The sequence below is a fragment of the Lentzea albidocapillata subsp. violacea genome, assembly GCF_900100275.1.
Lineage (GTDB): Bacteria > Actinomycetota > Actinomycetes > Mycobacteriales > Pseudonocardiaceae > Lentzea > Lentzea violacea.
This window is the reverse complement of sequence record NZ_FNET01000021.1, coordinates 72875-95467: the sequence shown is the minus strand read 5'-3', so window position 1 is coordinate 95467 and position 22593 is coordinate 72875. Positions and strand designations below refer to the sequence as shown.

Genomic DNA, 22593 nt, shown 5'->3' with positions numbered 1-22593 from the left:
CTCAAGTTCGAGCAATGGACAGGAAGATCAGGAGAGCACGGACTGCCCGCCGAAGTCGTCGTCGTCATCCGGCGGCCGGCGGCGGCGCGGGGGAGGCGGCGGCGTCGGCCGCGACGGCGGCGGAGCGTCTTCCTCGACCCGGAAGTTGATCTCGTTGCGGTCGTACGGCGTGCGCGCCGGCTCCTCGGCGGGCGGCGCGGGGAAGTTCTTCTTGGCCTCGTCGAACAACACGTTGGCCGTCTCGTCCTGCGTGCCGATCGTCTCGGCCATGGCTTCCTGCAGCAGTTCGGGAATCCGGGACTGCGCGCGCTGCAGCAGCTTCATGATCTCGCCGCTCACCTCGGACATGCGCTTGCCGGAGGCGGACTCCTGAATCACCAGGTTCTGCAGGATCCCGTTGGACCCGACCAGGATCTCGATGGAACCGTCCGCGGAGCGCTCGGAGATCGTCATCCCCTGCACGCGCGTCGCCATCTCCTGATAGCGCGCGGCGCGTTCCTGGATGTTCTGGTTCCAGTTCGCGAGCATCTGCTCGGACCCGGCGATGTCCTCGGGCACCTGTGTTCCCTCCTGAGGCGGCGACGGACTCAAAGGATGACGCAGCCCGATCCGGTCCAGTTCCACACCGGGACCAAATCGGCCGTGCAGACCAAGCGGCGTTCCACTGATCGGATCAGTGGAACGCCGCTCGCTCGACTAGTTCACACCCAGCAGGTCGACGACGAAGATCAGCGTCTCGCCGGGCTTGATCACGCCACCGGCACCGCGGTCGCCGTAGCCCAGGTGAGGCGGGATGACCAGCTTGCGGCGGCCACCGACCTTCATGCCCTGGACGCCCTGGTCCCAGCCGGCGATGACACGGCCGCCACCGAGCGGGAACTGGAACGCCTCGCCGCGGTCCCAGGACGCGTCGAACTGCTCACCGGACGAGTGCGACACACCGACGTAGTGCACGGAGACGAACTGACCGGCCGTGGCCTCCGCACCGTCGCCAACGGTGATGTCCTCGATCAGCAGGTCGGCGGGCGCCGGGCCGTCGTGCGGGTCGACCTCAGGCTTCGTGGGGGCCATCACAACTTCCTCTCGGAACGGGGTTGTTCGCGGTCGATCCAATCACGCGGGGGCGCGCGCGGCCGAATGGCCTACGCGGAGCAGCTGCGGAGAAAGGCCGGGAAGGGCGGCAACCCTTCCCGGCCTCGCTTACGTCCTGAAGACATGAACGGCAAGAAGCTGTTGGCCGGTGCCGCCGTGCTGGCCGTCGCCGGAGTGTGTGTGAGCTCCGCGGTGCGGGACGAAATCCCCGCGCCACCACCGATCGTGGACCACGGGCCGGTGCGTCTCGTCGCGTTCGACTCGTGCGACAACGCGGTGGCCGAACTCCGCCGTGCCATGGCCCCGTACGTCAGCGCGTACGGCCTCGGGGGCGGCAACGTCACGTTCGCCGAGGGCATGGCGACGGACAACAGCGCGGGGGTCGCGCAGAAGAGCGTGCCCGACGCGCGCACTGCCACGCCGCCCACGCAGCAGCAGGGCCACTCGACGACCAACGTCCACGAGCAGGGCGTCGACGAGCCGGACATCGTGAAGACGGACGGGAAACGCGTCTTCTCCATCGCCGACGGCAAGCTGCGCGTGATCGACGTGGCGAGCAAGGCCGTCACCGGCACCGTCGACCTCGGTGAGCGCCGTGCGAGCCAGCTACTGGTCTCCGGCGACCGCGGGTTGGTGGTGACCGAAAGCCCTGTGCCGATGCTGGAGCCGACGCTGCCACCCGGCCGCCCGTCGTTCGCTCCGCAGTCCGGCACCGAGCTCGTTCTGGTGGACCTCAAGGGGCTCAAGGAGATCAGCAGCCTCAAGACCGACGGCTTCTACCTCGACGCCCGCCAGATCGGCGGCACCGCCCGCGTCGTCGTCCGCTCGCAGCCGCGCATGCCGTGGGTGTACCCGGACCAGAAGACGAACGAGGCGGGATCGTTGCGCCGCAACAGGGAGATCCTGCAGAGCGAGCCCATCACGTCGTGGCTGCCGCGCTACGAACTCGACGAGAGCGGCGCCAAGTCGAGCGGAACCCTGGTCGACTGCGCGAACGTCAGCCACCCCGTGGTGCACTCGGGGACGTCGATGCTGACCGTGCTGACGTTCGAGCTCTCCGGCAAGCTGGGCACCGGACAGCCGGTCTCGATCGTGGCCGACGGCGACACCGTCTACGGCACCGACCGCAGCCTCTACATCGCCGACGACCACCGCCTGCTGCCCGAACTCCCCTCCAGGCCACCGGTGCAGCGCCCGATCACGACGGCGATCCACCAGTTCGACATCAGCGCGCCCGGACCGCCGAAGCACGTCGCGTCCGGCGACGTCAACGGCACGCTGCTCAACCAGTACTCGCTGTCCGAGCATGACGGCGTGCTGCGCGTCGCCACCACCACGGGCACCGAAACCCGTTGCTGCTGGCGGATGCCGGCGGAACTGCTGCCGCAGCGGCAACCCGCGCCACCGCAGTCGGAGAGCTTCGTCACGACGTTGCGCCGCGACGGCAACCAGCTCACGAAGCTCGGCCAGGCCGGCGGACTGGGCAAGGGCGAGCGGATCTACAGCGTGCGGTTCATCGGCAGGATGGGCTACGTCGTCACGTTCCGCCAGACCGACCCGCTCTACACACTCGACCTGAGCGACCCCAGGCAGCCCAGGGTGACGGGCGAGCTGAAGATCAACGGGTTCTCCGCCTACCTGCACCCGGCGGGTGACGGGAAGCTCATCGGCGTCGGCCAGGAGGCGACCGACCAGGGCCGGACGACGGGCACCCAGGTGTCGTTGTTCGACGTGGCCAATCCCGCGTCACCGCAACGGATCGCGCAGTACCACCTGCCGGACACGAGCTCCGAGGCCCAGTTCGACCCGCACGCGTTCCTCTTCTGGCCGCAGGACGGCACGCTGGTGATCCCCGTGGCGTCGTACAAGGCGCACTACGAGGTCTCCTCGCTGGTGCTGCGCGTCGACGGCAACCAGTTGCGCGACGCCGGCAAGATCGTCGAACCGTCCAGTCAGGACTACGGCGGCGGGCAGCGGCGCACGATCGTGATCGGCGACCAGCTGTGGTCGATCTCCAGCGCGGGCGTGCAGGTCAACGCGCGCAACGGCCTGGCCCAGCAGGCCTGGCTGCCGTTCACGCGGTAGCGCGGTCCCCGTTGAGCAGGCGGTGCGACAACACCGTGCCGCCTGCCATCGCCGCCGGGATCACGACCAGCGCGGCGAGCGGGACCAGGCACAGCAGGTAGGTGGGCACGGCGAGCCCGAGCACCAGCCCGCGCCGCGTCGCGAGGATCTGCCTGCGCTGCTTGAACGACCGGCCGCGGCGGGTGAACGGGATGCCGGTGAGTTCGATGCCGAGCAGATAGCCGTTGATGCACACGGCCAGCACCGGCACGACCGTCTGCCCGACGATGGGGATGAACCCGCAGAGGAACAGCGGGATCGCGAACAGGATCGACGTGCCGACGAGCAGCAGCGTGCTGCGCAGCCCCACGAGGAACCCGCGCCACCAGCCGATCTGCTCCGCCTCCGGCACACCGCCGAGCTCGTCCTCGACCTCTTCGGAGATGTACTCGTAGAACGGGCCGCCGATCATGATCGTGATCGCGGTGAACAGCAGCACGCTCAGGCCCAGCCCGGCCGCGATCACCGAAATTCCGACGGCGACCTCGGCGACGTTCTTCCAGGTGTCGCTCCACGAGTCCGCGAAGCCCGTCAGCCACCCGGCGATCGCGTCGATGTTCGTGAGCAGGAACACCCAGCCGGTGATCATCAGCACCGTCGTGATGACCGCGGGCAACGCGCCGACCAGCACCCGCTTGGGTGAGCTGAACACCAGGCGGAACCCACGCAGCAGCAGACCGACACCGGCACCGAAGTCCTTGATCACGCGCGCAGGATAGTCGGTTTCGTCCCCTGTCGAGACGAGGTGGAGCGTTTTCGCCGCGAACGGCATGATGGCGGCCCCGAGCGTGGGAGGCGATGAGGTTGAGCGACCCTGCTGTGCACGCCGTCGTCGTCCCGGACGGTCCGCTGCCGATGCTGCCGCCGTCCACCTGGGAGTCGAGGGCCGTGCGGGACGCGGTCGCCGCGGAGTCGCCCGGCGCCGTGATCGCGATCGCGCGCAGGGCCCACGGTCTGCGCCAGGACGAGCTGGGCGCGCTGGCCGGGTTCTCCCAGTCGGCGATCTCACGGCTGGAGTCCGGCAGCAACATCGCCTACGACCTGCGCGTCCTGCGCACGTTGCAACGGCTGCTCGGCGTTCCCTCCCACCTGCTCGGACTGACCGACCGCACGGTGCCGATGCGGTCGGGCGACGTTGTGGTCGGCATGGAGGGCAAGGCGCTCATGGCGTTGTGCGCCTCCGCCGTCTTCAACGCGGACAACGACGACGACGCGGTGAGCCAGTTGCTCGTGCTGCGCCGGATCATCAACGACGCGCACAACTGGCGCGCGACCGGCGCCCTCATGCCCGCCGTTCGCAGCATGTACGACGTCATCGACGCGTTGCGCCGCAACGCGCGTGGCGAAGTCCGTCGGCGGTTGCTCGGCACGGGCGCGATGTACGCGGAGTTCTTCGGCTGGCTGCACGAGGAGGTCGGGGACCTGCGCAACGCGTCCGCGTGGACGTCACGGGCGTTGGAGCAGGGGCAGGCCGCGGACGACAGGGACGTCGTCGCGTACTGCTACGTGCGGCTGAGCCAGCTCGCGGAGGCGGACGGCGACGACGACCGCGTCATCGGCCTGGCGCGCGCCGCACAACGCGAGACCGGTGCGAGCCCGGTCGTGCGCGCGATGGCGTTGCGGCAGGAGGCGCGCGGTCTCGCACGGGCGGGCCAGGACGCGTGCATGGCGCGGTTCGACCTCGCGCAGGCATTGGTGCTGGAGGTGCCTCCGCCGCAGTCCGACGAGTACTCGATCGGCTACTGCTTCACCGACCTGCACGTCGAGCTGCAACGCGCCGCGAGTCTCGTCGACCTCGCCGACCATCGTCGCGCCATCGACGTCTACACGCAGCTCATGCCGCGGTGGGGCAGCGCGTGCCAGTGGGAGCAGGGCGTGCACACGGCCACCCTCGCCTACGCGCACGCCGCCGCCGGTGATGTGGAACGGGCCGTCGAGCTGGGGTTCGTCGCGCTGGACCTGGCCCGTGTGACGGGCTCGCAGCTCATCGTGAACGAGCTGGCCAGGCTCGGGCCGTGGGCGGCGACGCCCGCGATGGCCGAGCTCACGGCGCAGCTCCGGTAGTCGCTGTATGCGAGTTCCGCATACGTGGCCCGCAAACCACCGTGCGGCCACCACGCTCTACGCATGGCTGTATTGCTGGTCCGCAAGCGTGCGGGTGTCGTAGGTGAGACACAACGCACGTGCCACCTCGTGCCCGTGCCTGACGACGAGACGCCGCTCGCGTTGACCGCCTACTGCGGCGAGCTCATCCGTCAGGGCGAGGCCGAACTGCTAGCCCGGCCGTCCGGTATGCCGTGCGTCGACTGCCTGTTCCGGGTGCCACTAGGTCGAGGCGATGCAGGCCGTGCCGATCCGGCGGAACCCGACGCGCTCGTAGACCCGCGCGATCTCCTGGCTGCCGGCCGACAGGAACACCAGCTCAGCGCCCCTTTCCAGGGCATCACGTGCCAGTGCGGCGGTGACCGCGCCACCGAGGCCACGCCGCCGTGCCGCCGGCAACGTGCCGATGCCCGCGATCTCGACGACGTCACCCGCCCGTTGCGCGGTGCCCACCGCCAGTACGCCCTCGCCTGGCAGGTCGGCCACCGCGTGCCGGTGGCGGGTGCTCCCCGGGACGGCGCCTTCGAGCGCCGCGTCCCGTTCCGCCACACCGGCTTCACCTCGTCCCGTGCCCGGCGACGAGAACGCCAGTTCCGCCACGACGGATACCTCGGCAGGCAGCGTGCCGAGCACGCGCACGTGCGGATGCGGTTCCGGCAGCTTCTCAGGGTCGAGCACCAGCAACGGAGCTTGGAGCACCTTCAAGCCGGCCTGCCGGGCGACGTCGAGCAGGCCCGGCGTCGTCTCGTGCAGCCACTCGAACGCTTCGGGCACACCGAGTTCGAGCTGTCGTTCGCGCACCTCCAGCACGTCGGCGACCGTCGGCCGCCCGCCGGGGAACCGGGGACGCGCGTAGTACGGGTAGCCGTCGCCCGCCTGGACGAACAGCACCAGCTCACCGTGGTCCTCGACGCGAGATCCCGGCCGGGGCACAGAGTCGTAAAACTTCTCCAGAATGGTGAGCACGAAGGATCACGCTAGCTACCTTTGGCGGTATGACGCACGGCAATTACCGCAGCGAACTGTCATGAGGGCCCTGGCGGCGCTCGTCGCCCTGCTCCTGGTCCTCACCGGCTGTGGCGGCGACGGCGAGGACCGGTTCGCGAGACCCGGCGCGCCCAAGCAGTCGCCGAGCGGGAAGTTCGTCGCGCACGCCGAGAGCGCGAGCGAGGTACGGGTGACCGACCGCAACGGCGGCGACGTGTTCCGCAAGTCCTACGAGTACGCGACGAGCTCGCGGGCGGACGGCATCGGCGTCGTGTGGCTGTCCAAGAAGGACCAGCTGTGGGTGCTGGTCCCCGGTGACACGACCGAACGCATCGAGGCCGGGCCCGACGGGGTGTGGACGGCGGTCGAGGCCGAGCTACCCGGGGAGATCACGCGGCTCGGGTGAGGGATCCTTCTCGCCCTGCGCGAGCCTCCTGCCGCGCTCCAGCTCCGCGTCGAGCTCGGCACCGAGCAGCACGGCGATGTTCGAGATCCACAGCCACACCAGGAAGACGATCACGCCGGCGAGTGAGCCGTAGGTCTTGTTGTAGGACCCGAAGTTCGCCACGTAGACCGCGAAACCGACGGTCGCGAGCGCCCACAGCACGATCGCGAGCAGGCTGCCGGGGCTGATCCAGCGGAAGCCGGGCTGCCGCACGTTCGGCGCCGCCCAGTACAGGATCGCGAACGCCAGGCTCACGAGCAGCAGGATGACCGGCCACTTCGCGATGTCCCAGACCGTGACCACGGTGTCGCCGAGCCCGATCGCGTTGCCGACCGCGTCCGCGACGCCGCCGGTCAGCACGAGCGCGCCGAGCGTGAGCGACACCAGCACCACCGAGCCCAGCGTCAGCGCGAGTCGCAGCGGCACCAACTTCCAGAACGGCCGGCCCTCCTCGACGTCGTAGACGGCGTTGCAGGCCCGCATGAACGCTCCGAGGTAGCCCGACGCGGTCCAGAACGCGGTCAGCAGACCGATGATGCCCAGCAGACTCGCGGCGTTCTGGCTCTTCCGCAGCTCCTCGATGGACGACTTGACCACGTCGCCGGCCTGGCCGGGCGCGACCTGGTCGACGTACTTCAGCAGCTCCTGCGTCGTCGCGTCGCCGAGCAGCGCGAGCGCGGACGTCAGGACGATGATGCCGGGGAACAACGACAGCACCGCGTAGTAGGTGAGCGCGGCCGCCCAGTCGGTCAGGTTGTCGTCGCCGAACTCCTTGACAGTCCGCTTGAGAACGCCCCACCAGGCGCCTTTCGGCAACCTGGCGGGGCCGTTGACGGTCCTACCTGCGGGCACGGCGCCATCCGAAGGAACGGGTACCGGTGCCGACACCGGCGAGGTGCAACGCGAGCAGCAACAGTCCGAGCACGACCAGGGTGTTGACCGTGATCACTTCACCGAGCGCCGCCTTCGCCAGGTCCAGGATCAGGGCGAGGCCGAACGAGACCGCGGCGATGATGGCCAGCATGTGTCCACCTCCTGCCAATTGGTAGAGCACTGTGTTGAGGTGCGGATACCCACTTCGTTGACGGGGAATCGCGCCGTTCGGAGCAACGGACGTGTCATGATCGGTCCCGTGGACGTCCAGCGCTGGCAAGCAGCCGCGGTTCCGTGGTGGGTGACCAAGGTCGGGCTCGTCGGTGGGTGGATCGCCGCCTTCTTCTTCACCGTGAGCGCGAACGAGGCGCCGTGCACGGCCGCGCAGCCGTGTTTGCCGGACCCGCTGTTCTCTCTCGCCGTGGTGCCGTTGCTGGCGACACCGTTGCTGCTGTTGTTCAACCGCGTGCTCACGGGCTGCGCGATGGGCGTGCTGTTCGGTGCGCTGGACATCACGCTCGACGGCAGTGCGGTCGCGAACCTGGCGTTCGGGCTGCACGCCGGTGCGTGTGCGTTGGTTGCGGTGTGGACGGTCCGGGCGCGGGCTGACCAGCACGAGGCGGCGGGCGCGACGATCGTTTCCCTGCCGGACCTGCCGCCGCAACGCGGAGTTCTGCGCGTGGTCGCCGTGCTGCTGGTCGTGTTCGGGTTCCTGACCTTCGTGCAGTACGGCCTCACCAACGCCGCGATCGAGCAGCACATCGCGAACGCCAGCCGCGTCGAGGCGCAGGTCGTCGAGATCAAGGACACCTACGAGGTGTGGGTGGAACTGCCGGACCGGCAGCGCGCCGCGTTCCAGCCGCTCGCGCCGGAGTCCTACCGGGTCGGCGACGAGGTGCCGGTGCTCGCGGACGGCACGTGGGTGCGGATGGAGAACGAACCCGAGGACGTCACGTGGTGGCTGACCATCGGCGGTGCCGCCGTGTTCTTCGCGATCATGCTGGCCGCGCGGGAACGCCGCCGCCGCGCGTTGTGGTCGGGCCCGGTGAAGGCGATCCGGCTGCAGGCGCGTCCGCTCGGGCCGCGCCGGATCCTGTTGCGGTACGGCAAGGAGGACGTCGCCACGGTCACCACGCTTGCCGACCTCGGGCTGGAGGAACCGCTCTACCACGACACCGAGCAGTTCGGCCGGGTGTGGCGCGGCGAGGAGGACCCGCCGCCAAGGCTCGACCCGGCCGAGGTCCTCGTCGCGGGGGAGTGGCACCACGGCGGCCAGGTGGCGTTGCTGGTCGAGGGAGAGGTCATGGCGACGAGCACGCTGAACCGCGTCCGCCCGCGCCACACCGTCCACAGTGCACACCTGCCGGGCCTGCCGGTCACCGCGGGCACACCGGTCGACCTGCCGCACGCGATCTGGCCGGGCGACCGGCGGCGGATCGAGGGCGTGGCGCTGCTGCTCGGCGCCGCCGGGGCGTTGATCGCGCTGAAGTCCTATCCGGAGCTGATCGTGCTCGGGCTGATCGGCGTGCAGTGCGTGCTATCGGCGGTGACGCGGTTCCAGCCGATGCTGCGTCTCGACCACAACTCGGTCGTGCTCTACACCGGCATCTTCACCTACCGCGTGCCATGGGCGCAGCTGCACGGCGTGCGGCGGTCCGGCCCCCAGCTCATGCTCGCGTTCGGCCCGCACGGCGACGTTCTCACGACACCGCACCTGCCGGACAGGGAGGCGGGCGAGAAGGTGATGTGGGCGCGCGCCCGGTCGTTGATCGCCGAACACCCCGGCGGCCGCGTGACGCGCAAGCTCAACATCAGCGTGCTCGTCGGCGCGGTCTACGCCGCGCTGGTGCTGTTCATCTGAGCTTGGCCACGGCCCGGAGCAGACGCTCCACATCGGACTCGTCGGTGTACGGCCCGATGCCCGCCCGCACGGCGCCCTTGTCGCCCAGGCCGAGCCACCGCGAGCACTCGATCGCGTAGAAGTGGCCGGCGGGCGCGTTCACGCCCTCGGCCCCGAGCCTGCGGTAGACCTCGGCCGGGTCCAGCCCGTCGACGGAGAACAGCACGGTCGGCGTGCGCGACGAGGCCTTGCCGTAGATGCGCACGCCGAGTTCCCGTAGCCCGGTCTCCAGCTTCTCGCGGAGGCCGAGCTCGTACTCCTCCAGGCCTTCCAGCGACCGCATGAACTCCACGGCCGCCGTCGTCCCGGCGAGCAGTTCGTACGGCAGCGTGCCCAGCTCGAACCGTTCCGGCACGGCGTTGCTCGACGGCAGCAGCTTGTCCGGCCGCAACGTCTCCAGCAGCTCGGGCGCCGCCGCCAGCACGCCGAGGTGCGGGCCGAGGAACTTGTACGGCGAGCACACGAAGAAGTCGGCGTCCAACGCCTCGACATCGACGGGCACGTGCGGTGTGTAGTGCACGCCGTCGACGTAGACGAACGCCGCCGCCTCGTGCGCCGCCCGCGCGATCTCCGCGATGGCCGGGCGCGTGCCGAGCAGGTTCGACGCCGCCGTGATCGCGACGACGCGGGTGCGGTCGGACAGCAGCTTCGTCACCGACTCGACGGGCAGCTCACCGGTCGTGCGGTCGAACGGCGCCCATCGCACCGTGGCCCGCGCGGCCTCGGCGGCCTGCACCCACGGCCTGATGTTCGCGTCGTGGTCGATCCTGGTCACGATGACCTCGTCGCCCGGCCGCCAGTTCTTCGACAGCGTGCGGGCGAAGTCGTAGGTCAGCTGGGTCATGCTGCGCCCGAACACGATGCTGCCGGCGTTGAGGAACTCCGCCATCGTGCGCCGTGCGGTCCGCACGATCTCCTCGGCCCGGCGCTCGGCGGCCGTGACGCTGCCCCGGTTGGAGACCGCCGAGGTCAGGGTGTTCCTGACCGCCTCGGCCACGACGTCGGGCACCTGCGCGCCGCCGGGCCCGTCGAAGTGCGCGGCACCCTCGCGCAGCGCGGGGAAGTGGGCGCGGACCGCAGCGACGTCATAAGCCATGCCCTCATGGTGCTGGAGCACCCACGAATCGGGAAAGGATCAACCGGAGGGTGCTTACCTGTTTGTTCGCGTCGAAGTCCGGGTCGATCAGCCTGCCGAACAGGCGCGGCGCGCCACCGGTAACCCTGCTCGGTGAAGGCCCGTTCGAGCCTCGCCCTGCTCAGGTCGGACTTCTCGCGGGCCAGTTCGGCGCCGCTCGGGGAGAGCAGCACGAGCTGCTTGCCGTCCGCGAACACCGACTCGACCTGATCGCGGCCGACCGAGCGCTCGGTTTCGGGTTATGGGAGGTAGAAGGTCAGCAGATCGCTCGTGACCGGCGGAAACAGCCTGGTCATCAACGCTGGTTTCGGGCCGGGGTAGACGTCGGAGAAGATCCGGCGCAGGCCGTCCATGCCGTGGGGGCCGAACAGCAGCGGCGCCAGCAGGTCCGGGGCGATGCCCGCGCCGCCCTGCGCGCCGGGGCCGAGCAACGTGCGGCCCCACTCGTACGGGCCGATCTCGGTGCCGTCCCAGCGGAAGCGCACGTGCGTGCGGTAGAAGCCAAGCACCACGTCGTCGGGCTCGTGGCCTCGCAGACGTTGTGCGAAGACCGGCCGCAGGTGCTCCAGCAGCTCCGGGATGGAGGGGATGCGCACCAGGTACTGGTCGAGGTCCGGTCGCCTGGCCTCCAGGTGTTCCTCCAGCGCCGGGTGCCGTTCGCCGATCTCGGCCGGGTTCACCAGTGTCACCAGAGCTTTCACGGCGTCGTCGTCGATGCCGGCGATCTCGCCGAGCACGACGTCGCCCTCTTCCTCCGGCGTGCTGCGGCCCGTGGCGACCGGGATGCCGTCGCGGTCGACGATCCACGTGGTCGAGCCGGTGCGGTCGATCAGCCAGCGCCAGCACGGCGTGCCATGGGCCACGCGCAGGTCCGCACCCTGCTGGGCGTCGTCCTGGAGCCTGTCCAGCACCGGGATGTCGGCCTCGGTCGCGCGCCGGATCGTGTGTCCCGCAACGGCTTTCGGCCTGGTGGCGAGCGGCCGGTTCTGCTTGACCGGGATCGAGTAGGTGTAGCCGAACTGCCGGTAGAAGTACGGGACGCCCATCACGAACTGGAGCAGGTGACCGCGTTCGGCCGACCTGTCGTGCGCCCAGCTCATCAGCTGCCGCACCAGGCCCCTGCCCTCGTACTCGGTGTCGGTCGCGACCTGTTCGATCTGCCCTGCCGGGATGTCCAGGCCGGCCAGCGTCACCGTCTCGTCCATCAACGTGAGGGTGGAGACGATCCGGCCGTCGTCGTCGGCGACTCCGACCCAGTCGCAGCCCGCGTCCGGATCGGTCATCAGCAGGCGGGCGTCGACGCCGTCACTGGGGTCCATGCGCGAGACGATGAGATTCTCGATCTGGGGAAGGTCTTCCGGTCGCGAGGTACGGATTTCCACGGTCGCAGTGTTTCCAGGGCGGTGGTTGTCCGCAAACGGATTTACGGTCGCGGCATGGACTGGAACAAGCAGTTGACGGACCAGCTCGAGTTCCACTGGACCGTCCAGGCGCGGCCGCGGCTGGAAGGGCTGACGGACGAGGAGTACCTCTGGCAGCCCGTGCCCGGCGCGTGGACCATCCAGGAGGACAACTCGATCGACTGGCAGTACCCGGCGCCCGAACCGACGCCGGTCACCACGATCGCGTGGCGGATGGCGCACATCATCGTCGGCGTGTTCAACGCGCGCACGGCTTCGCACTTCGGTGGCCCACCGGCCGACTACGCGACCTGGCAGTTCGCTCAGAGCGCCGACGAGGCGTTGAAACAGCTGGACGACGCGTACGAGGGGTGGATGGCCGGCGCGCGCACGGCCGACCTGTCGAAGGCCGTCGGGCCGGCGGAGGGACCGTTCGCGGAGGAGCCCATGGCGACGCTGGTGTTGCACATCAACCGTGAGGTGATCCACCACCTCGCGGAGGTCGCGCTACTCCGTGATCTGTACCTGAGGGAGAGCTAGAGCCTGTATCGACCTGGTCCCGTGACCGCTCGTTAACCATCCGTTGACCATGTACATCGATCGTGTGCAAAACATCCACACGATCGGGGAGTGCTCATGGCGCGGTGGAGTCCACTTGCTTTAGTCGTCGGTTTGCTGGCGGCGGTCGGCCTGTACGGGTCGACCGCCGCTGTCGCAGCAGCCCCGCTCACTGTCGCGCAGGCGATCGCGACCCAGAACGGGTCGTCGGCGACCGTCCGCGGTTATGTCGTCGGCCAACCCACGGCCACGACGACCGTCATCCGTTCGGGTTATCCGAACGACTACGCGCTCGCGCTCGCGGACTCGGCGTCCACGACCAGCACTTCGAGCATGGTCTACGTGCAGATCACCTCGTCGTTCCGTGCGGCGTGGGGCATGAGGTCGAACCCGTCGCTGCTGGGTAGGCAGATCGACGTGACGGGCTCGCTGAGCGCGTACTTCTCGCACGCCGGGCTGACCTCGACCACGGCGTTCGCGTTCGCCGGCACCACACCGCCGCCGACCACGACGGCACCGCCTTCGAACTGCCTCGCCTACTACGCGGCGGCCTGCGGCAAGTCCGGTGCGGCGCTGAAGTCGGCGTTGAACGGCATCATCCGCAGCCAGACCAGGCTGACCTACGCGCAGGTCTGGGAGGCGCTGAAGGTCACCGACCAGGACCCGGACAACTCGGCGAACGTGATCCTGCTTTACAGCGGCACCTCCCGCTCGAAGACGGCCAACGGCGGCGACCAGAACGACTGGAACCGCGAGCACGTCTGGCCCCAGTCGCACGGTCCCTTCGACACCAACACCCAGCCCGGTACCGACCTGCACCACCTGCGGCCCGAAGACGTGACGGTGAACGCGGTTCGAGGCAACCTGGACTTCGACAACGGTGGCAACCAGACCCACCCGGAGGCGCCCGGCAACGTCTTCGACGCCGACTCGTGGGAGCCGCGCGACGCCGTGAAGGGTGACGTCGCGCGCATGCTGTTCTACATGGCCGTGCGCTACGAAAGCGGCGACCAGTTGAACCTGGAGCTCAACAACTCGACGTCCAACGGCTCACAGCCGTACATGGGCAAGCTGTCGGTGTTGAAGCAGTGGAACCTGCAGGACCCGCCGGACGCGTTCGAGCAGCGCCGCAACCAGGTGATCTTCGACAGCTACCAGCGCAACCGCAATCCGTTCATCGACAACTACCGGTGGGCGGACTCTATTTGGCCGTAAGGCGTTCGAGGAAGGGGCGCTGCGCGGAGACGATCTTCGCGCTCGCCTCTTCCACGCCGAACCACTGGACGCGGTCGACCTCGGGGAACGTCCTGCGCTGACCCGACTTCGGCGGCCACTCCATCTCGAACGTGCCGGGCGTGACCGTCGCGGGGTCCAGGTCGCCTTCGAGCGCCCAGACCGTGATGACCTTGCCGGAGCCCTTGGCCTCGCCGAGCGGGATCAGCTCGCCGTCCGGCACCGGCAGCCCGAGCTCCTCCTCGAACTCCCTGCGCGCGGCCACCTCGGGCGTCTCGTCCTCGGTGTACTCGCCCTTCGGCACTGACCACGCGCCGGCGTCCTTGCGGGCCCAGAACGGGCCGCCCATGTGCCCGAGGAGCACCTCCAGCTGCTCGTGCCTTCTGAAGAGCAGGATTCCGGCCGACCGTTTCATACTGTCCAGCATGGCGGACTGGGTCCTGCACGTGGACCTCGACCAGTTCATCGCGGCGGTCGAGGTGCTGCGCGATCCGTCGTTGCGTGGCAGGCCCGTGGTGGTGGGCGGCAACGGCGACCCGACCGAACGCGCGGTCGTGGCCACCGCGTCCTACGAGGCGCGCGAGTTCGGCGTGCGCTCGGGACTGCCGCTGCGGACCGCGTTCAGGAAGCTGCCCGACGCCGTCTACCTGCCGGTCGACCACGCGCTGTACGAGGCGGCGTCGGCGGACGTGATGGCCGTGCTGCGCTCGTTCCCCGTGGTCGTCGAGGTGATGGGGTGGGACGAGGCGTTCGTCGGCATCTCGGCGGACGACCCGGTGGCGTTCGCGCGGTCGATCCAGGCGGCGGTGGTGGAGAGGACCGGTCTGCACTGCTCGGTGGGCATCGGCGACAACAAGCTGCGGGCCAAGATCGCGACCGAGTTCGGCAAGCCCGCCGGCGTCTTCCAGCTCACCAGGGAGAACTGGGTCGAGGTGATGGGCCACCGGCCGACGTCCGCGCTGTGGGGCATCGGCGCGAAGACCGAGCGCAAGCTCGCCGAGCTGGGCCTCGTGACCGTGACGGACCTGGCTTCCGCGCCGGTGGAGGAGCTGGCCCTGCGTTTCGGCCCGCGGATGGGCCCGTACTACCGGACCGTCGCCCAGGGCGCGGGGGACACGGTCGTGAGCGCGACGCCGTGGGTGGTGAAGTCCCGCAGCCACGAGAAGACCTTCCAGCAGGACCTGGTGTCGATGGACGACATCCGCCGCGAGGTCGTGGCGCTGGCGCACCAGGTGGCTGTAGACGTCGTCGCCGAGGGACGTCCTGTCGTGCGCGTGGGCGTGAAGGTGCGGTTCGTGCCGTTCTTCACGAAGGTGCGGCTGATGAAGCTACCTGCGCCGACGTCCTCCGCAGAGGAGCTGGCGGCCGCCGCCCTGGTCGTGCTGGACCGCTTCGAACACGGCCGTGCCGTCCGTCTTCTCGGAGTACGCGCGGAATTCTCCGACGATGATGTCGAACCGGAACCTTCTCCTTCGACGTATCAGTAAGTAGAGGATGCACCGCTAGGAGAAGAAGATGACCGAATCATCGCTCACACACCGCGACCGGGCCGTTCTCAGAGCAGTCGCCGACGGCCGCTGCGAGATCGCCGGAAGCTCCCTGCTCGTCGACGGCCTGTGCTGCGCCGACCAGTTCGCCGGGCTGCGGCTGAGGACCGCGGGCCTGATCAGCACCCGTCCGGGCCCCGCCGCGCTGACCACGGCGGGCTACGAGATGCTCGCCGCCTGATCTTTGCGGAAGACCGACATCAGGTACCGGTTCGAAAACCGATAGGTGCCGTCCTGGTTTTGGAACGGTTCGACCGCGGCTCTGATTTTATCCGCGACTTTCTCCTCCCCTTCGCTCTCGATGACGCGCTGGTAGCTGCCCACGCTCAGGAAGCTGCGCAGCATCGTGGCCTCGTCGGGAAGCACCTAAGCGCTGAACGCCGTCACGACGTCGAACGTGCCGTCCTGCCAAGGCAACCGCCCCAGCGGCACCTCGTGGAACTCGGCGGTGCTCGCCTGCCGCGCGAGCGCGATCATGCGATCTTCCAGGCAGGCATGGACATCTGCGCGCCCAGCGCTGCCCGCTGCCCGGCCTCGCGCCCCCACAGCTCGCCTTCCTGTTCCACCTGCACCCCGGTCATGGTGCGGACCCTAGCCCGCTGATTCCAAGTGATGTCAACGGTTCCGCATGCGCGGTGTCCTTGATGTGTCCTCTTTCCCTTGCTACGGCGTACCTCTGGCGGTGTTGATGACCGTCCCCGTTGATTTACTCTGAGTTGTGGCCTCATCGGGTTGGAGGCGTTCCCTCCGCCGCCCTCCCGGGGTGCACGCGGGCGGGCCGGGCCGAGGACTGTGGGTTCGGTCGGGGACCCCGTGCGATGGGAGCGACGAATGGCTTCACAGCTCAGGTGGATCCGCAGCTCGTACAGCAGCGCCAGCGGCGACAATTGCCTGGAGTGCGCGAGCACCGGTACGACCGTGTGGATCAGGGACTCCAAGAACGCCGGCCGACGACTCGAAGTGTCGCTGACAAGCTGGCTCGCGTTCGTTGCGGCAGCACTCCGGACCTGAGTCAATCGCCCGATCGTGTGGTCAAGTCTTGATCACGTCTTGGTGTGCCCCTGAAGTAGCCGCTCTTTTTTGGTGTATCTCCTTCTGCTGTCTGCCAAATGGTTGACAGCACTACGAGTATGCGCTTTTGGAGCGCTACCATTCTGCTACCTAGCAGAATGAAGGGAGACGTGTTACCACCGTGAACAGTCCCGTTGTTCTGCAGAAACGCCTGCTCGACGAGCTCAGGCAGATGCGGGACGATCTAGAACTCACCCAGCAGGCCGTCGCGGAGGCTCTCGACTGGTCGGTCTCAAAGCTGATCAGGGTCGAGAAGGGTGAGAACAAGGTCTCGGTCACCGATGTCCAGGCCCTGCTCTTCCACTACGGGGTGACGGACAAGGAGCGAGTCGACGAGCTCGTCGGGCTGGCCAGGGCCATCAAACGCTCGCGTTCCGCGTGGATGGACAAGTACAAGGGGTTCTTCAGCGAGCAGTTCGCCAGGTTCCTGGAACTGGAGACGTCCGCCATCCGATTTCGGCAGTGTCAGCTGAACGTCGTTCCCGGACTGCTGCAGATCTCGGACTACGCGCGCGTGCTGGTCGCCGGCAACGCTCCCGATGAGGCCGCCATCGCGCGTGGCGTCGAGATTCGCCTGCACCGCCAGTCGGTGCTGGAGCCTGACGGTCCCGAGATCTTCATCATCGTCGACGAGGCCGTGCTGCACCGGGTGATCGGCAGCGAGGACGTGCTGCGGCGCCAGCTCGTGAGGATCAAGGAGGTCGCCGCGCTGCCGCACGTGACGATCCAGATCCTGCCGTTCGCCAAGGGCATCCACCCGGCGATGAAGAGTTCGTTCTCCGTTCTCGCCTTCTCCGAGGACGAGGACGACTTCGCGTTGCTGATCGAGCAGCCGTACAAGGACAACCTGCTCACCGCGGGGCCGGAACTGAAGGAGTACCTGAACTACTTCTACCAGCTGGAGAAGTTCGCCCTGCCGGCGAGCGAGACCCCGAACGTGATCGACCGGCGACTGGAACAACTGGGAGGCGTTTGATCGCTGTGGCCGGGCGGGTGGCTGCTGGAACAGCCACCTGCCCGATGGCAACCGATACCGACCCCAAGTCCCATGAGGCGAGGCGATGTCGCCGTTCGTCAGCGTATGACGTTCGACCCCTGATGAGTTCCGCCATCCAGGTCCCCTTCAGGTGATTGGCCCTCGCCGCACTGATCCAGCCCGGATCTGTTCGTCGAACCCGGTCCCCAGGAGGCGCACCATGTGCAGCAGCACCAGAAATCCCATCCTTCCCCTCGTTCCCTGCGCGCGAGACGGGGGAGGTCGGCGAGATGGGCATATTCGCTAGCTACAGCTGTAGCGACGGAGGGCAGATCGCGGCGCCGGTGGTCGAGGTATTGCGGGGGCATGGTTTCGACGTGCTCTGGGACGCCGATCTGAGCTCCTCTCATCCGATGTCCATCCAGGCCTGGATGGAGAACGCGGTCCGGGAACGCATCATCGTGGTGATCGTGTCGGAGTCGTACCTGAAAGCGTTGCTGTCCAACGATTTCATGGAACGCCTCGGTGTCCGCTACGAGCTGGGGCTGATCCGGCAGAAGCTCTACCACCACGTCGGGGCGGACAGGTGTCCGGTGGTGGTCGTCGTGCCGCCGGGGATCGAGGTGAACTCGCTGCCGGCCTTGCTGCAACAGCTCGTGGTTCATCGGTTCGATCCGAGCACTCGCGACGGTGAGGAGGAACTGGTGCGGAGTCTCAAAGCGCTTGAGGAGGGCAGCCGCAGCCGCCCGTCGCCCGCCGTGCGGGAGAGCGACGAGGTGTACCGCACCCGTGCGACGTTGAGCGGTCTGCAGGCAGAGCCGTTGTCCTCGGAGAAGGCGTACCTGCTGGCGCGGGAGCTGGTGGAGCGCGGCGCCGGTGACTTCGAACTGGTCAGAGGGTTCGAGTCGGTCGCGGCCGTGGCCAAGGCCCGCGGTGACGTCCGGCTGGTTCGGCGCCTGTCCGAGGTGTGCCTGCGGACGTTGGCGTCCGGGCCGCCGTTGAGGGGCGAGGAGGAGCTGAAGGCGAAGGTGCTCGTCGCGGGGCAAGCGTGGCATCTGCTGCGTGAGCACCGTTTCAGCGAGGCGACCCTGATGGCGCAGGACGGCACGCACATCGCGGAGAAGGTCCGCGATCTGAAGACGGCCGCGCGGGGGAAGCGTGCCGAGGCGAGGGTCTTCCTGCACCTCGCCGCCGAGGCGGTCGGGTACGACCACGAGTACTACCTCGGCAAGGGCGTGCACCTGTTGATGATCGCGAAGGAGCTGTTCAGCTCGATCGGCGGTCCGACCAGCGAGGAGCTCGGGGTGTGCGCCTCGCTGCACGCGGAACTGCAACTGCTTCGGTACGAGTCGACGGGGTGTCCCGATGAACTCGCGGCAGCGGTCCGGCGGGCGCACGCGGCCGAGACGGTGCTGACACCGGGAACGGAGCCCTATCACTGGCTAGCGGTGCTGCAGGCTCGGTTGTGCCTTGCCGACAAGAAGTACAACGAGGGCAAGGAACTGGTCACGGCCGTCATCGCCACCGCGGACTTCCCCGAGGTGGTGGCCAAGTCCCGGCAGGTAAGAGCCGACCTCCTGTTCGCCACCAGGGAGAAGGCCGCGGCGCTGCGCGACCTGGTCGCCGCGGAGGAGTCGTACCGGAGACTCGGCTGCGAGCGCGCCGCGGACACCTGCTGGTGGAAGATCGCGAGGTACGACGCCTCGAAGGTGACCGACGTCCGTCTCACCCCAGCCGACCTCGACCGGCTCGAGGAACTCGCGCCGAATCCGGGAGATCGGCGGCGCGCGGTGCTGGAACACGAGTTGAGGACACCGAGACGGCTCGTCCGGCGAAGTGCGCCGGACTGGGTGTGTCTCATTGACCGCGTGCAGCACGACTGAGGTCCTCGGCGCGGCCGGACCTCGGTTCGGGAACGGCCGCGCTCGTGATGTCCGGTCAGCGCCCGGAGTAGCGCCGGGCCAGTTCCTCCTCCCGGTCCGCGGGCCACGGGCAGCGGATCTCGCCCTGCGTGGCCGCGAAGAACAGTTCGAGGTGCACGTGCCAGGCCGCGAGCGCTGCGGGGCCGTGGGCGTTCTCCTGGACGAGCGTGACCGTGGTGCCCTGCAGCGGTACGTGCTCGAACTCCCAGCGCACCTTGCCGTGCGGCTCGCCGTCCTGCAGCCACTCGTACTCCAGCAGGCGCGGCGCCTCGGACGTCGTGACCTCGCCCGGCGTGATCCCGGGATGCGCGGCGCGGACCGGTACACCGTTCTCGGTGTCCTCGGTCTTCTCGGTGAGGAGCTTCCAGACGTCGTCCAGCGGCGCCCACACCAGATCGCGTTCGAAGCGCACGCCCTGCGGTTCGTCGGTGCCCTCGTCGAGGCCGAAGTGCCTGACGTAGTGCTCGATCCGCGACAGCCACTCCGCGGGCGGCTCGAACTCCGTGCCGTCGGCGTGCGCGACCAGGGCGTCGAGGCAGGTGGCCCAGCCCGGTGCGTCGCGGCCCACCGACAGCCTGTTCGTGACGACCGCGGTGAAGACCAGCAGGCAGCCGGCCTCGCGCGGCAGGATCTCGAAGCGCAGCACGTCGGTGAGCCAGCGGAAGGCGAAGACCTTCGGCGGGTCGGACTCCAGCAGTTCGCCCTCGCCGCCGTCGGAGTCCACCGGCGCCTCGTCGGGGAACGTGAAGCGCATCCTCCTGCCGTCGATCTCGACCTCGGCCGGGAACCAGTGCTTCATCTCGGCCGGATCGGTGACGACCCGCCAGACCTTCTCCGGCGAGTGCCGCAGTGTGCGCTCGAAGCGCAGCACGGGCTTGCCCTCGATCATCCGCAGTTCGGCGTCCACGGTCAGTCCCCTTCGATCTCGTCGAGTCGGCGTTCCAGTGCGTCGAGGCTCTTCTCCCACATCCGCCGGTACGGCGCGAGCCAGGCGTCGATCTCCGCCAGCGGCCCCGGCGAGACCCGGTACCAGCGCTTCTGGGCGTCGGTGCGCACCTCGACGAGACCGGCCTCGCGCAACACCCTGAGGTGTTTCGAGACGGTCGGCTGGGTGAGTGTCAGCCGGTCGACGAGGTCGCCGACCGGCCGCTCGCGTTCCCGCAGCAGGTCGAGGATCTCCCGGCGACTCGGATCCGCCAGCACGGCGAATGTAGATGTCATGCCAGCAATATAGCCCGATCGGCATATAGGCACCATCCAGCCCGTGAGACCGGCAGAAAATGGGCGTCCGGAGTCAGGCGGTGCCGATTAACGTGAAGTTCATGCACCGCACCCTCTCCGTGGCCAGTTCCCCGGTGCGCGACCTGCTCGCGCTGACCTCCCGCCCCGAGGTCATCTCGTTCGCCGGCGGGCTGCCCGCCCCCGAACTGTTCGACCTGGACGGTGTGCGCGCCGCCTACGACCTCGCCCTGCGAGACCGCTCCGTGCTGCAATACGCCCCCACAGAAGGAGATCCGGCGCTGCGCGACCTGGTCTCGGCGCGCCTGACCGGTCGCGGACTGCCCACGTCGGACGTCCTGATCACGACCGGCTCCCAGCAGGCGCTCGCGCTCGTGGCCACCGCGATGCTCGGGCCGGGCGCCGTCGTGGCGGTCGAGGAACCGACGTACCTGGCGGCGCTGCAGTGCTTCCAGATGACCGGCGCCGGGATCGTGCCCGTCGCGAGCGACGCCGACGGCCTGGTTCCCTCGTCGCTGCGGTCCGTCGTCGCCGCCGAGCAGCCAGGGCTGCTCTACCTGGTGCCGACGTTCGGGAACCCGACCGGCCGCACCCTCTCCGCCGCGCGCCGGGCGGAGATCGCGGAGATCGCCGCGGCTCATGACCTGTGGATCGTGGAGGACGACCCGTACGGCGAACTCCGCTACCGCGGCTCCGCCGTCCCCCCGCTCGCGTCGATGAGCGACAGGACCATCTACCTGGGCAGCTTCTCGAAGATCGGCGCCCCCGGCATGCGCCTCGGCTGGCTGAGGGCCCCCGCCGACCTGTTGCGCACCTTGACGATCGTGAAGCAGGCCGCCGACCTGCACACGTCCACAGTGGACCAGGCCGCCGCCGCGGCCTACCTGGCGAACAACGACCTCGACGCCCACATCTCCCGCCTGTGCGCCGAGTACGGCGCCCGCCGCGACGCGATGCTCGCCGCGCTGCCCGCGACCATGCCCGCCGGCACGACGTGGAGCGACCCGGACGGCGGCATGTTCGTGTGGCTGCGGCTACCCGGCGACGCGGACAGCGCCGTGCTGCTGAAGGACGCCCTGCAGCACGATGTCGCCTTCGTGCCCGGCGCGGCTTTCTTCGCGACGACGCCGGATCACGCGACGTTGCGGCTTTCGTTCACGGCCAACACGGTGGAGGAGATCGGGGAGGGCATGGCGCGCCTGGCGAAGGTGCTGCTGTGAGCCTGCTGGACGACGAGGCGCTGTGGAGTTCGCCGGTCGTCGCGAACTGCGAGATGAACCGCGAACGAGGTCTGGTGAGCTACCGCCGCGAACTGGGAAGCGATCTCGCGTTGAGACCGGGTGCCTGGTGGGTGGACCTGTGCTGCGGTTCGGGAAAGGCGCTGGCCGAGGCCGCGCGGGAAGACGTGACGATCACCGGGGTGGATTTGGTCGACCACCACGTGCGCGCACGTCGCGGACTGCGCTTCGTCGTCGCGCCGGTAGACCAGTGGAAGCCCACTAGGCCCGTCGACCTGGTGACGTGCGTCCACGGCCTGCACTACGTGGGCGACAAGCTCGGCCTGCTGGCACGGGCCGCGTCCTGGCTCGCACCCGCCGGCCGGTTCGTGGCGAACTTCGACGTTGCCAGTGTGCGCCGCGCCGACGGTACCCCGTTTGGTCGTATGTTGACCAAAGCTCTGCGGGACAACGGATTCCGCTACGACACGCGCAAGCGTCTGGTCAGCTTCGAAGGGCAGGGCAGGCCGAGCCTGCCGTTCGCCTACCTAGGCGCCGACGACAGGGCCGGCCCGAACTACACGGGTCAGCCTGCTGTCGATTCCCGCTACGAGCCGTTATGAGGCCCAAGGGCCGACGCCCGCCACGCGGTCGACCTTGATGCGCGTGACGACCCCCCGCTGGCGGGTTGTCCATCGACGGGAACTTCACCTCCCGGCCGAGGTAGGTGTGCGCGAGGCGTTGGAGCAGTTCCGTAGACGACGAGGTAAT

Annotated in this window: 25 protein-coding genes and 1 pseudogene; 13 read left to right on the top strand and 13 right to left on the bottom strand. The window is 68.8% G+C overall.

Annotated features, from left to right (window positions below; all coding sequences use genetic code 11):
* Positions 1-27: 27 nt before the first annotated feature.
* Entirely contained in the window at positions 28-558 is a 531-nt protein-coding gene (locus tag BLR21_RS33370) for a YbaB/EbfC family nucleoid-associated protein (RefSeq protein ID WP_090012426.1), read from the bottom strand.
* A gap of 138 nt (positions 559-696) precedes the next feature.
* A complete protein-coding gene (locus BLR21_RS33365) occupies positions 697-1071 on the bottom strand; it encodes an FKBP-type peptidyl-prolyl cis-trans isomerase (RefSeq protein WP_090012423.1) in 375 nt (124 codons plus the stop codon).
* Positions 1072-1215: 144 nt separating this feature from the next.
* Here BLR21_RS33365 and BLR21_RS33360 point away from each other — a divergent pair, with 144 nt between their 5' ends.
* Positions 1216-3177 carry a beta-propeller domain-containing protein gene (locus BLR21_RS33360; RefSeq protein WP_090012421.1) on the top strand — a complete coding sequence of 654 codons (1962 nt, stop codon included), beginning with the start codon at positions 1216-1218 and terminating at the stop codon, positions 3175-3177.
* Here the strand turns inward: BLR21_RS33360 and BLR21_RS33355 are convergent.
* On the bottom strand, positions 3167-3922 hold the full coding sequence (locus tag BLR21_RS33355) for an EI24 domain-containing protein (protein ID WP_090012522.1): 756 nt from the start codon (positions 3920-3922) through the stop codon (positions 3167-3169). The two genes, BLR21_RS33360 and BLR21_RS33355, sit on opposite strands and share 11 nt — an antisense overlap.
* A 92-nt stretch (positions 3923-4014) precedes the next feature.
* Between BLR21_RS33355 and BLR21_RS33350 the strand changes: the two genes are divergently transcribed.
* Positions 4015-5280 (top strand): helix-turn-helix domain-containing protein, encoded by a 1266-nt coding sequence (locus BLR21_RS33350; protein ID WP_090012419.1) that lies wholly within the window; start codon positions 4015-4017, stop codon positions 5278-5280.
* Between the two features lie 261 nt (positions 5281-5541).
* Here BLR21_RS33350 and BLR21_RS33340 read toward each other — a convergent pair whose 3' ends face one another.
* Positions 5542-6285, bottom strand: coding sequence for a GNAT family N-acetyltransferase (locus tag BLR21_RS33340; protein WP_218131043.1), 744 nt, complete (start codon positions 6283-6285; stop codon positions 5542-5544).
* A 61-nt stretch (positions 6286-6346) separates the two neighbouring features.
* Here BLR21_RS33340 and BLR21_RS33335 point away from each other — a divergent pair, with 61 nt between their 5' ends.
* Positions 6347-6712, top strand: coding sequence for a hypothetical protein (locus BLR21_RS33335; RefSeq protein ID WP_090012417.1), 366 nt, complete (start codon positions 6347-6349; stop codon positions 6710-6712).
* Here BLR21_RS33335 and BLR21_RS33330 read toward each other — a convergent pair.
* Both BLR21_RS33330 and BLR21_RS33325 read right to left on the bottom strand, forming a co-directional pair.
* On the bottom strand, positions 6683-7603 hold the full coding sequence (locus BLR21_RS33330) for a YihY/virulence factor BrkB family protein (protein WP_256335102.1): 921 nt from the start codon (positions 7601-7603) through the stop codon (positions 6683-6685). The two genes, BLR21_RS33335 and BLR21_RS33330, sit on opposite strands and share 30 nt — an antisense overlap.
* Positions 7590-7775 carry a hypothetical protein gene (locus tag BLR21_RS33325; RefSeq protein ID WP_030476799.1) on the bottom strand — a complete coding sequence of 62 codons (186 nt, stop codon included), beginning with the start codon at positions 7773-7775 and terminating at the stop codon, positions 7590-7592. Before BLR21_RS33325 ends, BLR21_RS33330 begins: the two co-directional genes overlap by 14 nt.
* Positions 7776-7871: 96 nt before the next feature.
* Between BLR21_RS33325 and BLR21_RS33320 the strand changes: the two genes are divergently transcribed.
* On the top strand, positions 7872-9485 hold the full coding sequence (locus BLR21_RS33320) for a hypothetical protein (RefSeq protein ID WP_090012411.1): 1614 nt from the start codon (positions 7872-7874) through the stop codon (positions 9483-9485).
* Here the strand turns inward: BLR21_RS33320 and BLR21_RS33315 are convergent.
* From BLR21_RS33315 to BLR21_RS33310, 3 genes and pseudogenes are all read right to left on the bottom strand, one after another.
* Positions 9478-10620 (bottom strand): cysteine desulfurase-like protein, encoded by a 1143-nt coding sequence (locus BLR21_RS33315; RefSeq protein ID WP_090012408.1) that lies wholly within the window; start codon positions 10618-10620, stop codon positions 9478-9480. The two genes, BLR21_RS33320 and BLR21_RS33315, sit on opposite strands and share 8 nt — an antisense overlap.
* A gap of 122 nt (positions 10621-10742) precedes the next feature.
* A pseudogene (locus BLR21_RS44760) lies at positions 10743-10883 on the bottom strand (YqeB family protein); the annotation flags it as partial.
* A 15-nt stretch (positions 10884-10898) separates the two neighbouring features.
* On the bottom strand, positions 10899-11978 hold the full coding sequence (locus BLR21_RS33310; RefSeq protein ID WP_476737560.1) for a GNAT family N-acetyltransferase: 1080 nt from the start codon (positions 11976-11978) through the stop codon (positions 10899-10901).
* Between the two features lie 117 nt (positions 11979-12095).
* On the opposite strand from BLR21_RS33310, the gene BLR21_RS33305 reads away from it, so the two are divergent.
* Both BLR21_RS33305 and BLR21_RS44560 read left to right on the top strand, forming a co-directional pair.
* Entirely contained in the window at positions 12096-12599 is a 504-nt protein-coding gene (locus BLR21_RS33305) for a DinB family protein (RefSeq protein WP_090012403.1), read from the top strand.
* Between the two features lie 132 nt (positions 12600-12731).
* The gene (locus BLR21_RS44560) at positions 12732-13832 is read left to right on the top strand and encodes an endonuclease (protein ID WP_338061082.1); all 1101 of its coding nucleotides are present in this window, start codon (positions 12732-12734) and stop codon (positions 13830-13832) included.
* Here the strand turns inward: BLR21_RS44560 and BLR21_RS33295 are convergent.
* Entirely contained in the window at positions 13819-14265 is a 447-nt protein-coding gene (locus tag BLR21_RS33295; protein ID WP_090012517.1) for an NUDIX hydrolase, read from the bottom strand. The two genes, BLR21_RS44560 and BLR21_RS33295, sit on opposite strands and share 14 nt — an antisense overlap.
* Positions 14266-14275: 10 nt before the next feature.
* On the opposite strand from BLR21_RS33295, the gene BLR21_RS33290 reads away from it, so the two are divergent.
* Together BLR21_RS33290 and BLR21_RS33285 are read left to right on the top strand one after the other, a co-directional pair.
* Positions 14276-15337 carry a DNA polymerase IV gene (locus tag BLR21_RS33290; RefSeq protein ID WP_090012397.1) on the top strand — a complete coding sequence of 354 codons (1062 nt, stop codon included), beginning with the start codon at positions 14276-14278 and terminating at the stop codon, positions 15335-15337.
* Positions 15338-15365: 28 nt separating this feature from the next.
* Entirely contained in the window at positions 15366-15578 is a 213-nt protein-coding gene (locus BLR21_RS33285; protein ID WP_030476787.1) for a hypothetical protein, read from the top strand.
* Here BLR21_RS33285 and BLR21_RS33280 read toward each other — a convergent pair.
* Positions 15557-15742: a hypothetical protein gene (locus BLR21_RS33280; RefSeq protein WP_143027999.1), complete on the bottom strand. Its 186-nt coding sequence runs from the start codon at positions 15740-15742 to the stop codon at positions 15557-15559. The genes BLR21_RS33285 and BLR21_RS33280 overlap by 22 nt on opposite strands.
* A 486-nt stretch (positions 15743-16228) precedes the next feature.
* On the opposite strand from BLR21_RS33280, the gene BLR21_RS33275 reads away from it, so the two are divergent.
* The 3 genes from BLR21_RS33275 to BLR21_RS33265 all read left to right on the top strand — a co-directional run bounded on the left by BLR21_RS33275 (position 16229) and on the right by BLR21_RS33265 (position 19327).
* A complete protein-coding gene (locus BLR21_RS33275; protein WP_090012392.1) occupies positions 16229-16408 on the top strand; it encodes a DUF397 domain-containing protein in 180 nt (59 codons plus the stop codon).
* 181 nt (positions 16409-16589) lie between these two features.
* The gene (locus BLR21_RS33270; protein WP_090012390.1) at positions 16590-17444 is read left to right on the top strand and encodes a helix-turn-helix domain-containing protein; all 855 of its coding nucleotides are present in this window, start codon (positions 16590-16592) and stop codon (positions 17442-17444) included.
* A gap of 290 nt (positions 17445-17734) precedes the next feature.
* Positions 17735-19327, top strand: coding sequence for a hypothetical protein (locus BLR21_RS33265; RefSeq protein ID WP_143027997.1), 1593 nt, complete (start codon positions 17735-17737; stop codon positions 19325-19327).
* 55 nt (positions 19328-19382) lie between these two features.
* Here BLR21_RS33265 and BLR21_RS33260 read toward each other — a convergent pair whose 3' ends face one another.
* Positions 19383-20273 carry an SRPBCC domain-containing protein gene (locus tag BLR21_RS33260; protein ID WP_256335101.1) on the bottom strand — a complete coding sequence of 297 codons (891 nt, stop codon included), beginning with the start codon at positions 20271-20273 and terminating at the stop codon, positions 19383-19385.
* Positions 20274-20275: 2 nt separating this feature from the next.
* The gene (locus tag BLR21_RS33255) at positions 20276-20587 is read right to left on the bottom strand and encodes an ArsR/SmtB family transcription factor (RefSeq protein WP_090012383.1); all 312 of its coding nucleotides are present in this window, start codon (positions 20585-20587) and stop codon (positions 20276-20278) included.
* 101 nt (positions 20588-20688) lie between these two features.
* Here BLR21_RS33255 and BLR21_RS33250 point away from each other — a divergent pair, with 101 nt between their 5' ends.
* Both BLR21_RS33250 and BLR21_RS33245 read left to right on the top strand, forming a co-directional pair.
* Positions 20689-21825, top strand: coding sequence for an aminotransferase-like domain-containing protein (locus BLR21_RS33250; protein ID WP_176929912.1), 1137 nt, complete (start codon positions 20689-20691; stop codon positions 21823-21825).
* Positions 21822-22445 carry a class I SAM-dependent methyltransferase gene (locus BLR21_RS33245; protein ID WP_256335100.1) on the top strand — a complete coding sequence of 208 codons (624 nt, stop codon included), beginning with the start codon at positions 21822-21824 and terminating at the stop codon, positions 22443-22445. Before BLR21_RS33250 ends, BLR21_RS33245 begins: the two co-directional genes overlap by 4 nt.
* The last annotated feature ends 148 nt before the right edge of the window (positions 22446-22593 follow it).